This window comes from Kitasatospora sp. Xyl93 (assembly GCF_055383135.1).
Window position 1 is genome coordinate 6,614,299 of record NZ_AP029185.1, and the last position, 12,219, is coordinate 6,626,517.

The 12,219-nt window shown below is 73.8% G+C and carries 9 protein-coding genes; 6 read left to right on the top strand and 3 right to left on the bottom strand.

The window, feature by feature from the left end; genetic code table 11:
- Positions 1-14 precede the first annotated feature (14 nt).
- Positions 15-746: a carbon-nitrogen hydrolase family protein gene (locus ACZ5GH_RS28750; RefSeq protein ID WP_464335699.1), complete on the bottom strand. Its 732-nt coding sequence runs from the start codon at positions 744-746 to the stop codon at positions 15-17.
- Between the two features lie 344 nt (positions 747-1,090).
- Here ACZ5GH_RS28750 and ACZ5GH_RS28755 point away from each other — a divergent pair, with 344 nt between their 5' ends.
- From ACZ5GH_RS28755 to ACZ5GH_RS28780, 6 genes are all read left to right on the top strand, one after another.
- Positions 1,091-3,052 carry a cholesterol oxidase substrate-binding domain-containing protein gene (locus ACZ5GH_RS28755; RefSeq protein ID WP_464335700.1) on the top strand — a complete coding sequence of 654 codons (1,962 nt, stop codon included), beginning with the start codon at positions 1,091-1,093 and terminating at the stop codon, positions 3,050-3,052.
- A 437-nt stretch (positions 3,053-3,489) separates the two neighbouring features.
- On the top strand, positions 3,490-4,677 hold the full coding sequence (locus ACZ5GH_RS28760) for an acyl-CoA dehydrogenase family protein (protein WP_464335701.1): 1,188 nt from the start codon (positions 3,490-3,492) through the stop codon (positions 4,675-4,677).
- A gap of 76 nt (positions 4,678-4,753) precedes the next feature.
- Positions 4,754-5,131 (top strand): ADP-ribosylation/crystallin J1, encoded by a 378-nt coding sequence (locus ACZ5GH_RS28765; RefSeq protein ID WP_464335702.1) that lies wholly within the window; start codon positions 4,754-4,756, stop codon positions 5,129-5,131.
- A 278-nt stretch (positions 5,132-5,409) separates the two neighbouring features.
- On the top strand, positions 5,410-6,291 hold the full coding sequence (locus ACZ5GH_RS28770; RefSeq protein WP_464335703.1) for an alkaline phosphatase family protein: 882 nt from the start codon (positions 5,410-5,412) through the stop codon (positions 6,289-6,291).
- 411 nt (positions 6,292-6,702) lie between these two features.
- Positions 6,703-7,185 (top strand): hypothetical protein, encoded by a 483-nt coding sequence (locus ACZ5GH_RS28775; protein WP_387757651.1) that lies wholly within the window; start codon positions 6,703-6,705, stop codon positions 7,183-7,185.
- Positions 7,186-7,466: 281 nt separating this feature from the next.
- A complete protein-coding gene (locus tag ACZ5GH_RS28780; RefSeq protein ID WP_387757653.1) occupies positions 7,467-8,852 on the top strand; it encodes a multidrug effflux MFS transporter in 1,386 nt (461 codons plus the stop codon).
- A 73-nt stretch (positions 8,853-8,925) separates the two neighbouring features.
- Here the strand turns inward: ACZ5GH_RS28780 and ACZ5GH_RS28785 are convergent, their stop codons facing one another.
- On the bottom strand, positions 8,926-10,980 hold the full coding sequence (locus tag ACZ5GH_RS28785; RefSeq protein WP_464335704.1) for a glycosyl hydrolase family 18 protein: 2,055 nt from the start codon (positions 10,978-10,980) through the stop codon (positions 8,926-8,928).
- Between the two features lie 561 nt (positions 10,981-11,541).
- The gene (locus ACZ5GH_RS28790) at positions 11,542-12,129 is read right to left on the bottom strand and encodes a hypothetical protein (protein WP_464335705.1); all 588 of its coding nucleotides are present in this window, start codon (positions 12,127-12,129) and stop codon (positions 11,542-11,544) included.
- Positions 12,130-12,219: the final 90 nt, after the last annotated feature.

Below are 12,219 nucleotides of genomic sequence, written 5' to 3' on the forward strand. Positions count from 1 at the left end.
ACCGCCCCGGGTGCCTACCGCCCGGGCAGCTCGACGCGGACCAGTTCGCCCGGGGCGGTGCCGGCCTGGACCACGAGGTCGCCGCCCGGGGCCCAGACGCCGGAACCGCCCGAGCTGTCCGGGTACTCGCCGGTTGCCCCGGCGGAGGTCGAGAGCACGCACCACACCCCGTGGGCGGCGGCCCGGTCGCGGAAGTGGCCGTCCCGGCGTTCGGCCTGGGCGGCGCCGGGCCCGTAGAGGGTGGAGGCGACGTAGGCGTCGATGCCGAGCGCGGCGGTCTCCGCGGCGTGCGCCGGATCGGCGGCGTCCGCGCAGACCGCCAGGCCGAGCCGCAGGCCGTCCAGCTCCAGGACCGCGGGCTTCTCACCGGGGGCGAAGCGTTCGACCTCGGCGCCGTGCAGGCGCATCTTCCGGTAGACGACCCGGGCGCCGTCCCCGGTGACCGCCAGCGTGGCGATGGACTCGCGACCGTCGGTCTCGGCGACCGGCGCCCCGACCAGGGCGACGGCACCGGCCTCGGCGCAGGCGGCCACCAGGGGGGCGAGGCGGGCGTCCGCCGGGTCGACGGCCGGTGCGGCCAGGTCGTAGCCGGTCAGCGACAGCTCGGGGAACACCACCAGCCGGGTGCCCGCCTCCCGGACCGCCGCGGCGTGCAGGGCGACGTTCTCGGACACGGTTTCCGGACGGTGGGCGGCCGCGCAGCGAGGCTGGGCGGCGGCGACGGTCAGCGACGTGGTCGAGGACACGGCGGAGCCTCCGGCGGTGGGGGTGGCGTGAGGTGGGGTGTCGATGATCAACCTATGCGCCCGCCGAGGACGTGGGCAAACAGCCTTCGGGCGGGGTACGGGCCAGACGGGCGGGGCTCCGGGCGCCGATCGGGTCGATCTCACTCGAAGGAGTGAGATCCCCGGCGGGCGCTTCAAACTGCCGTGCGCCCCTTCGTACGCTCCAGACCGGGCCGGGCGGACTCCGGCCGGACCCGGATCGCCGCAGCTCGGCCCGGGGGGAACCAGCGCGAGGGGCGGACGGACGGATGACCGCAGGACACGGTCCGATGGGCGGAACGGGTGACGGGGCCGCAGCGGAGGGGATGGTCCCGACGAATGCCCGGGCGGACGCCCCGGCGAACACCCCCTCGACGGCTCCGGCGGACGCTCGGCAGGGCGCGGGGCGGGGTGCCGGTGGCGGCCTCACCCGTCGGCGGCTGCTGGGCGCGTCGGCGGCACTCGGCGGTGCGGCCTGGCTGCTGCGCGGCACCATCGGCCCGGACAGCGCCGAGGCCGCCACGCCCGTCCCGCCCGGGCTGCCCGCCGGCACCGAGCTCTACCAGCGGGTCTTCCAGAACTGGTCCGGCGAGATCCGCACCGACCAGCTGTGGACCTGCGCGCCGCGCACTCCCGATGAGGTCCCGGCCCTCGCCGACTGGGCGCACGCCAACGGCTGGCGGCTGCGCGCCTCCGGCTACCGGCACACCTGGGCGCCGCTCACCGTCGCCGCCGGGACCCCGGAGAGCGCCCGGGTCCTGCTGGTGGACACCAGCCGGCACCTCACCGCGATCAGCGCCGACTCGCCCGACACCGTCCGGGTGCAGACGGGCGCCACCATGGAGGCCCTGCTCGCCCACCTGGCCGACCGCGGTCTCGGCCTGACCGCCTGCCCCGCCCCCGGCGAGATCACCGTCGGCGGCGTGCTCGCCATCGGCGGCCACGGCACCGCGCTGCCGGCCGCCGGGGAGGTGCGGCCGGAGGGCCACGGCTACGGCTCGGTCAGCAACCAGGTCGTCCGGCTCACCGCCGTCGTCCTCGACCCCGCCACCGGCCGCTACACGCTGCGCACCTTCGAGCGCTCCGAGGCCGACAGCGCCGCCTTCCTGGTGCACCTGGGCCGCGCCTTCCTCACCGAGGTGGTGCTGCGGGTCGGCGCCGACCGGCCGCTGCGCTGCGTCAGCCGGCTCGACATCCCGGCGGGCGAACTCTTCGCCCGCCCGGGCTCCGGCGCGGGGACGGGCGGCGACGGCGGGCTCGGCGGGGTGCTCGGGGGAGTGCTGGGCGGCGTCCTGGGCGGTGGCGGGGGAGGCCCGCGCACCTTCGCCGACTTCGTGGAACGCGACGGCCGGGTCGAGGCGATCTGGTTCGCCTACACCGAGTACCCCTGGCTCAAGACCTGGAGCGTCACCCCGGACAAGCCGCTCGCCTCGCTGTCCGTCGACGACCCCTACAACTACCCCTTCTCGGACAACCTGCCGGAACCGGTCGCGCGACTCGCCGGTGAGATCGTCACCGGCGCCTGGGCGTCGGCCCCGCTGTTCGGCCAACTCCAGTACCTGGTCGCGAAGGTGGGACTGACCGGCGACATCACGGAGGTCCTGCTCTCCGGCGCCCTGCTGCGCCGGCTGCTCAGCGGCGAGGTGCTCACCCACCTGCTCGCCGGTGGCCTGCGGTCCGACCTCTGGGGCCCCTCGCGCACCCTGCTCCAGTACGTCCGGCCGACCACCCTGCGGGTCACCGCCAACGGCTACGCGATCCTCACCAGGCGTGCCGACCTCCAGTGGGTGGTCAGCGAATTCGCGGCCTACTACCGGGAGTTGCTCGCCACCTACCAGGCCAGGGGCGAGTTCCCGGTGAACGGCGCGGTGGAGATCCGGGCCACCGGGCTGGACGACCCGGCCTCCTCCGGCGTCCCTGGCGCCCGGCCGCCGCTGCTGTCCGCACTGCGCCCGCGCGCCGACCGCCCCGCGTGGGACACGGCGGTCTGGCTGGACGTCCTCGCCTTCCCCGGCACCCCCGGACTGGAGCGCTTCGCCCGGGAGTTGGAGCAATGGCTGCTGCGCACCTTCGACGGCACCCGGGCCGGCCTGCGGGTCGAGTGGTCCAAAGGCTGGGCGTACACCGATGACGCCGCCTGGTCCGACCCCGACCTCCTCGGGCGGGTCATCCCCGACAGCCTGCGGGCCGGCGGCGGGCCCGGCTGGGACGAGGCGGTCGCCGTCCTGGACCGCCACGACCCGTACCGGGTGTTCGGAAACCCGTTCCTGGACGGGCTGTTGAAGTAGCCGGAGCGCGGCACCGGCGTTGCCTGGCGGTGAGCCGGGCGAGTGCGTCGGGCGTTGGGCGGGCAGGGCGAGAGCACGGTGGCGGCGTAGTCGGCGCGCTCGGAGTGGGGCGCCGGGCGCCGTTCCCGGCGGTGGTCGTCGCGGGTGCGGCGATGACGGCGCTGCCGCGGCTCAGCGAAGCGGGGTGACAGCTGACAGAGTTTGAAATCTGTCAGCTGTCATCTGTTATCCGTCAGCGGTCGGCTGTCATCTGTCGGCCGTCACTTGTTCGCCGGTCTGCCGTCAGCGGTCTCCGCCCGGCCCGCTTCCACGCCGGCGTCCTCGTCGGCCGCACGCGCTGCCGCACGTGTCGCCATCCTCACGCGTTCGCGCCCGCCCACCACTCGGCCGGGTGCGGAATACTCGCCGGTATTCCGCCGAGAGTACAAGGAGCTTCAATGACGAAGCCGAACCGGATCGACCCGTCCGACCTGCTCGCCGTCGGCGACCTGCTCTCCGACGAGGAGCGGCTGATCCGCGACACCGTGCGCCGGTTCACCGAGGAGCGCATCCGCCCGCACATCGGCGAGTGGTTCGAGCGAGGGGTCTTCCCGGCCCGCGAACTCGCCCCCGAACTCGGCGCCCTGGGCGTGCTCGGGATGCACCTCGACGGCTACGGCTGCGCGGGCGCCGACGCGGTGGCGTACGGGGTGGCCTGCATGGAGCTGGAGGCGGCCGACTCCGGGCTGCGCAGCTTCGTCTCCGTCCAGGGCTCGCTGGCGATGCGCTCGATCCACGCCTTCGGCTCCGAGGAGCAGAAGCAGCGCTGGCTGCCCGGCATGGCCGCCGGCGAGCTGATCGGCTGCTTCGGCCTCACCGAGCCGGACTTCGGCTCGGACCCGGCCAACATGCGCACCCGGGCGGTGCGGAAGGGTGGCGAGGACGGCGACTGGGTGCTGTCCGGCAGCAAGATGTGGATCACCAACGGCAGCATCGCGGACGTCGCCGTGGTCTGGGCGCAGACCGAGGAGGGCGTGCGCGGCTTCCTGGTCGAGCGCGGCACCCGCGGCCTGACCGTCACCGACGTGCACGGCAAGCTCTCGCTGCGTGCCTCGGTCACCAGTGAGCTGGCCTTCGACGAGGTGGTGCTGCCCGCCGATGCCGTGCTGCCCGGGGTGGTCGGCCTGCGCGGACCGCTCTCCTCCCTCAACGAGGCGCGCTACGGCATCCTCTGGGGCACCGTCGGCGCCGCCCGCGACTGCTACACCTCCGCCCTGGAGTACGCCAAGAGCCGGATCCAGTTCGACCGCCCGATCGCGGGCTTCCAGCTGACCCAGCAGAAGCTGGTCGAGATGATGCTGGAGGTCGAGAAGGCGTACCTGGTCGCCCTGCGGATCGGTCGGCTCAAGGAGCAGGGCGCGGCCCGCCCGCCGCACGTCAGCTTCGGCAAGCTCAACAACGTCCGTACCGCGCTGGAGATCGCCCGCAGCGCCCGGACCGTCCTCGGGGCCAACGGCATCACCACGGAGTACCCGGTGCTGCGGCACGCCAACAACCTGGAGTCGGTGCTCACCTACGAGGGCACCAGCGAGATCCACACCCTGGTCCTCGGCGAGGCCATCACCGGCGAGTCCGCCTACCGCTGACGGGCGGCCGTCCACCCCGATCCGGCCCGGGAAATCCGGTGGCCGGGCCCGCCGCGGCCCGGCTACCGTCCCTGCCATGACCAGCCGTTCCGGCCCGACGCCGCCCCCGACCACCACCCTCTGGCGCCCCACCGGCCCCGAGGAGCTGGCCCTGGTCGAGGCCGCCGACTGGCGCGCCTGGCCGCCCCGACTGCCCGAGCAGCCGATCTTCTACCCCGTCCTCAACGAGGACTACGCGATCCGGATCGCCCGGGACTGGAACGTGCCCGCCTCCGGCGTCGGCTACGTCACCCGCTTCAAGGTCGACGCCGCGTTCCTCGCCCGCTACCCCGTTCAGCGGGCAGGTGGCCGGACGATCCTCGAACTCTGGGTGCCGGCCGAGGAGTTGGCCGAGTTCAACCGGCACATCGTCGGCCGCATCGAGATCGTCCACGAGTTCCGGCCGCAGAGCTGAGCGACCCGTGCCCTGAACGATCCGTGCCTTGAGCGGCCCCACAGCCCTGAGGGGCTCACCACCCTGAGCGGCCCGTAGCAGTGACGGACGGCGCGTCCCGGACGGGGCGGCCGGGGACCACCTCCCGACGGCTCCCCGGCGCCCTTCCGACACCTCGTGGACACCCGGCGTTCGGGGCCGGGACGCCGACCGGTACGGCGGCCGGTGAAGAGTGGCGCGGTCGGCGGCGCCCTCGGCGGGCGCGGCCGGATGTGCACGACCGAAAGGAACCCCCCGCCATGTCCGCTGTCCAGTGGCCCCGCCCGCGCGTGCTCGTCGTCGGGATCGACGGTGTCCGCCACGACTACCTGGCGCAGGTGCCGATGCCGAGGCTGCGGGAGGTCGCCGAGGCCGGGTTCCTGGTGCCGGTCACCGTCGCGGACACCACGCCCACCATGTCCGGGCCGTGCTGGGCCACCATCGTGACCGGGGTCGAGCCCGCCAAGCACGGGGTCTGGGGCAACCACCTGGGCGGCAACCGACTCGACGTCTTCCCCGACTTCGCCACCCGGCTCGCCCGGGGCGACCGCCGCCGCACCTTCGTCGCGGCCGGCTGGGACCCGCTGATGATCAACGAGTCCGGCGGCCCGCTGTTCCGCGCCCCCGGCCGGCTCTCCTACGTCGCCCCCGCCGAGGACACCCCGGAGGCCTGGGAGGACGTGGACGAGGAGGTCACCCGGGAGGCCGTCCACGTCCTCGGCACCGCCGACCCCGAGGCCTCCTTCGTCTACCTGGGCGCCGTCGACGAGACCGCCCACTTCCGGGGCTGCGGCGAGGAGTACCGCGCGTCCATGCGCACCGCCGACGAGCGCCTCGGCCGCCTCCTCGACGCCGTCCGCGGCCGGGCGACCCACGCCGAGGAGCAGTGGACGGTCATCGTCGTCACCGACCACGGGCACGTGGACGCCGGCGGCCACGGCGGCCGTACGGTCGAGGAGCGGACGGCCTGGGTCGCCTGCGCCGGGCACGGCATTCCGGCCGGCCCGCCCACCGGCGAGATCCGCCACCCGGACGTCGCCGCCCAGGTGTACGCCTCGCTGCTGCGCCCGATCGACCCGCACTGGACCCTCGACGGCCGCCCGTTCCCGGTCGCCCGGCCGGTACCGGTGGCGGTCCGGTAGCACGGGTGGTCGGGCCCGGGGCCGCCCACCGGTGCTCCGGGTGCAGCAGGCCGGGCTGCGGCGGCGCCGGGCTTGGGCAAGGCTCGATCGGGACTCGGGCCGCGTCCGGCCCGGGCGGGTCGACCCCGGCTCGGGAGCGGCACGTCCCCGGGACCGGCGGGCCCCGCACCCGCGGGCCTCAGGGTCCCAGCCGAACGGCATACGCCTGAAGGTGGAGAAGGTACCCCGTGGGTCGGAGACGACATCGCGACCTGGTGGTGACGATCCGACGGGTCCGGACACGCCACGATGGTTGCACCGGACGGCGGGGCACGCAGGCCGGGCCGGTGGCACCGGCCCGGGCGGCCGCGCCGGAGGCGGAGACGAGCGGCAACAGCCGCACCGGTCAGGACACGGAGAGGGCAGTCGGGCATGAAGGGCATCGTGAGCAAGGTCGCGCTGGGAGTCGCGGGCACCGGCATGGCCGTCGCCGTGGCAGCCGTGGCAATCGGCCCGCGGGTGTCCGACTGGTACGACGAGCACCACCAGCAACAGGGGTCGTACGAGACCGGCACCCAGGCCAAGGCCGACCGCCGGTCGATGCCGACCTGGCTGCCCGACAACGCCTCCGGGGTGAAGTACCTGATGTCCACCAAGGGCGACGACCGCCTGCTGCACGCCACCCTCCCGGAGGGGCGGCTGCCGGCCGGCTGCACCGTCGGGCTGCCGGGCAGGAGCGCCCACCCGGTGCCGGAGTCGCTCAAGGCCGGCTGGTTCCCCGAGAACGTCGCGGCCAGGGCGAGCGGCACCTGCGGGCACTACAACGTGGCGCTGACCGGAAACCAGCTCTACGCCTGGCAGGACGGCGCAGCGGTGCAGGCGGCGCTGCGCGCCGAGCACGTCGCCAAGCACTGAGTCCGGCGGTCGGTCGCGGGCGCGCGCCGGCCGGCAGCCCGCCCGCCCGACCACCCTGGACGACCGCCCCTGGCCATCCCGGCCAGGGGCGGAAACGGCCCGCCCGCACCGGAAGGTGCGGGCGGGCCGCAGTCGTGCGCGGGCGCGGAACGGGCGGCGGGCGACCCGCCCGAACACACCCCCACGGCCGAACAGCTCGCACCCCCGCTGTCGGAACCGGACCGGGCTGCGATAGGACGGAGCGCGAACGAGCCCCACGTCGCCCGTCCGTAAGGAGAACCATGCCCGGCCCGACCGTCGGCCCCACCGACGACACGTCGACCGCTGCCACCACCACCCCCGCCTCCGCCTCCGTCGCCACACCCGCCACACCCGCCACGCCCGGCGCCGCATCCGTCGCCGTACCGGGCGCCGCATCCGTCGCCGCGTCCGGCGCCGGACAGGGCCGTCCGGGCTGGGCCGTGATCGCCGCCCTCGGCGGTCTCGCCGCGCTCGGCCCGCTCACCACCGACCTCTACCTCCCGGGCCTGCCCGCGATCGCCGCCGACCTGGTCGCCCAGCCGGCCGCCGTCCAGCTCACCCTGACCTTCTCGATGTTCGGGGTCGCGGCCGGGCAGTTGCTCTTCGGGCCGCTCAGCGACCGCTTCGGGCGCCGCCCGCCGCTGCTCGCGGGGCTCGTCCTCTACACCCTGTCCAGCCTGGTGTGCGTGTTCGCGCCGAACCTGTCGGTGCTGATCGCCGCCCGCTTCGTCCAGGGCGCGGCCGGCTCCGCCGGGCTGGTGATCGGGCGCGCCGTCTCCCGGGACCGCTTCCAGGGCGTCGCACTGCTGCGCTTCCTCGCCTCGATCGCCCTGATATCGGGGCTGGCGCCGATCCTCGCCCCGATCGTCGGCGCGCAGCTGATGCGGTTCACCTCGTGGCGCGGCACCTTCGGCGTGCTCACGGCGCTCGGGCTGCTGCTCACCCTGGTCTCGCTCGGGGTGCTGCGCGAGACGCTGCCGCCGGAGACCCGGCACGCCGGCGGGGTGGGCACCACCCTGCGGACGATGGGCCGACTGCTGCGCAACCTGCCGTTCCTCGGGCTGGCGCTGACCAGCTCCCTCGCCTTCGGGGCGCTGTTCGGCTACATCAGCGGGTCCTCGACGGTGCTCCAGCACGTGTACCACGTCTCGCCGCAGACCTACAGCCTGCTGTTCGGGCTGAACTCGTTCGCGATCGTGGTGATGACCCAGGTGAACGGGCGGTTGCTGGCGCCGCGCTTCACCCAGCGGACGCTGATGCTGGGCAGCCTCGCGGCGGCGGTCGCCGCCGGGGTGGCGCTGGTGCTGCTGACGACGGTGTGGGACTTCGGGCTGGCCGGCTTCTGCGCGCCGCTGTTCGTGATGATGGGCAGCCTGGGCGTGCTGCTGCCGAACACCGCCGCCCAGGCGCTCGGCCTGGTCGAGCCGCAGGTGGCGGGTACGGCGTCGGCGCTGCTCGGGACGGGCAACTTCCTGTGCGGCGCGGTGGTCGCACCGCTGAGCAGCCTGGGCGGTCAGCCCTCGGCGGTGCTGCTGGCGCTGGTGGTCCTGGTCTGCGGGGTGCTGGCGACGGTGGTGTACCTGGCGCTGTGCCGGCCGGAGCGGCAGCGGACAGGTGACGCCGGACGGAAAACGGATGACAGCTGACAGATGTTGAAATCTGTCAGCTGTCATCCGTTAGTCGTCGTTCGTCATTCGCCCCGCGTCACCCGAGGGCGACTCAGGCGATGGAGAAGTCGTCCCCGTACACGTTGCCCTGGCCGTACCAGCCGTGCAGGTACACGGTGACGGTGCCGTTGGCGCCGGTGGTGAAGGGAACGGACAGCTTGGTCCAGCCGGAGGAGTTGGCCCAGGCGCTGGCGGTGGCGCCGCCGTTGACGCCGACGTAGGCGTAGTTGCCCTGCACCCAACCGCTCAGGGTGTAGCTGGTGTTGGGCTTCAGCGTGACGGTCTGCGAGCACTCGCCGGTCTGGCTCGCGGAGGCCGCGGCCTGCAGCGCCTTGGCGCCGGAGTGGACCGGGGTGGAGACCACGGCGCCGCCGCTCTGGCAGGCCCACGGAGCCAGGCTTCCGGTCTCCAGGTCACCGTTGACCAGGCCGGTCGTCGGGCCGGTCCCGGTGACGGTCAGCGTGTAGGTCGCGGTGTGGCTGCCGGACGCCCCGGTGGCGGTGACGGACAGCGGGTAGGTGCCAGGCGCCGCGGCCGAGGTGGTGGAGACGTTCAGCGTGGCGCTGTTGCCGGCGGTGACGCTGCCGGGGGTGACGGTGGCGGTGACGCCCGCCGGGGCGCCGCTGACCGTGAGGTTGACGTTCTGCGCCGAGCCGGCGGTGACGGCCGTCGCGACGGTGGCCGAGGTGGACGAACCGGCCGCGGCGGTACCGGAGTTCGGGTTCACGGCGACCGAGAAGTCGTTGCCCGGCTGGGTGCCGGTGACGTTCAGGGTGAAGGTGCTGGTGTGGCTGCCGGAGGCCGCCGCGCCGGTGACCGTGATCGGGTAGCTCCCGGGCGTCACCGAGGAGGTGGTGGAGACGTTCAGCGTGGCGCTGTTGCCGGCGGTGACGCTGCCGGGGGTGACGGTGGCGGTGACGCCCGCCGGGGCGCCGCTGACCGTGAGGTTGACGCTCTGCGCCGAGCCCGCGGTGACGGCCGTCGCGACGGTCACGGAGGTGGACGAACCGGCGGCCACCGTCGCGGAGTTGGGGTTGACCGACACCGAGAAGTCGTTGTTCACCGTCGAGCCGCTGGTGAACGGCGCGAAGATGTGGGTGAAGTCCCAGGTGTTCTGGGCGATCCCGGAGCAGTTGTCGTTGCCCTTGGTGCCCGGGCAGCCGCCGTTGTCGCGCTGGAGCGCCCAGAAGGACAGCGTGTTGATGCCCTTGGCGACCGCCCAGTTGTACACGGTGGTGGCGTTGGCCAGGGTGAAGGTCTCGGCCGGGCCGAAGTCGTCGACACCGATCATCTCGGTGATCCCGATCGAACCCCACAACTGGGCGGGGGTCTTGGACGGGTAGAGCTTGGCGAGCTGGTTGTAGAGCCCCTGCGCGGAGGTCTGGGTGTCGGCCGCCATGTCGTGGACGGCGTTGTCGTAGTAGTCGAAGGTCATCATGTTGACGACGTCGATCCGCGCGTTGTTGCTCACCGCGTTGCGCAGCACCGCGAGGCCGCTGTCGGCCAGCCCGGAGGTGGTGGTCGGCAGCGTGTAGGAGAACTGGATGTTCCGGCCCTTGGTGGCGGCCCAGTCCTGCACCAGCTTGATCGCCTTGTTGCGGCGGTCGATCCCGCCGCTGTTGGTCAGCGAGTTGTCCTCGATGTCGAGGTCGATCCGGCTGATGTCGTAGGTGGTGATCACGTTCTCGAAGGCGGCCGCGATCTGGTTGACATCGGTGCAGCTGTCGGCCAGTTCGGTGCCGGTGTTGTCGGCGGTGTAGCCGCCGAAGGACGGGATCACGTCCCCGCCGTTGGCGCGGATGGTCGCGATGTCGGCGCCGAAGGTCGCGGAGGACACCGGCATGGAGGTGTCGCCGTTCCAGTACGGCGTGCAGGAACCCTTGGTGGCGGTCTGGAGGAACGCCATGGTCAGGTGCTTGGCGCCGGACTGCGCAGCCAGCTGGGCCGGGCTCTGGCCGGTCCAGGCCTCGAAGTAGGGGGCGAAGACCCGGCTGGGGAGCGGGGTGGCGGCTTGGGCGGAGCCCGTCCCGGCGGCGACCAGGCCGGCCGAGGCGACCAGCGTGGCGCAGGCCGTCAACACGGCCTGGACTGTTCGGCGAAGGCGCATGGATTCTCCAACAGACGTGGTGGGGCAGGACGTTGGGAGGTGCGGATGGTCCGGCCGGACGGCCGTGTGGGGTCGGCCGAAGGGTCCCGGACCGGGTCGGATATCGGGAGTGCGGGCGTTCGGGCGTGCGAAGGCCCACCGACTCGCGTGGACGCGGGCGGCGTGCGGATGCGCGCGCCGTACGGAGCGGGGGTGGGGCGGAGCAGGGCAGGGCAGTGCCTCAGCCGCCGGTGGTCACACCCCCACAGTGCATCCCGGTCGGATCGACATGCTTATGTTTGGACTAGACCACTGGTCTGTCAAGAGACCTAACAGTTCGTCACCACACGGCCCGTCCGGTGGAAGGGGGCGGTGGGCGCCCGGGGTCGGGAGGGGTACCGGCGTCGGCTGCGTGAGGGGCCGGGAACGAGAAGACCGTGGCCGCGCCCCCGGGAAGGGGCGCGGCCACGGCGGCCCGGCGCTCAGGACACCGGGCGGTTCATGGTGTCGCGGATCGGCCTGCCCGGTGGCCCGAGGATCTGCGGGCCGGATCGGCGGATCGGCGGAACGCGGATCAGCGGATCAGCGGGACGGCGGGCAGAGCGTGGCGAGCAGCGCCTCGTTGATCTTCGCGGCGGTGTCGGGACCGAAGCCCTGCGGGTGGTCGGCGGAGGTGAAGCGCTGATCGGCCAGCTCGACCAGCTTCTGCTTGTCCTTGGGGAACTGGTACATCGACTGGCACTGGTTGCGCGCCCGGTCCACGGCCTGGTCCGGCTTGCCGCCGACGATCGCCGGGTCGATCGCGTCCAGCGCGGAGACCAGTTTGGCCGTCAGGTCGTCGCCCGGCTTGGCGGGCAGTCCGGCGTCGGCGGGCGGGGCGGGCTTGGCCGGTGCGGGGGCTCCCGAGGCGCCGGCGTCGGGCGCGGGCGCGCCGGTGGCGCCGTCGGCCGTGGGGGCGGCCGAGCCGGGCGCGGGAACCGGGGGCGTGGCGGCGGCGTCGGAGGGCGCGGCGGTCGAGGCGGCGGTGGCGGTGGGGGAGCCGGCCGCGGCGGTGGGCTTGCCCGAGCCCGAGCCCGAGCCCGATCCGGAGCCGGAACTGGAACTGGAGCAGGCAGCGAGGCTCACCGCGGCGAGTGCCGTGAGGGTGGCGGCGAGGAGACGAGTGCGCATGGCGCCCAGACTGTCATGTTCGCGGCGCGGAAGGGAAGGTCCCTCCGCGGCGGCCGGAAGGGCATCTCCGGAACGGCGGACGGCGGCCCG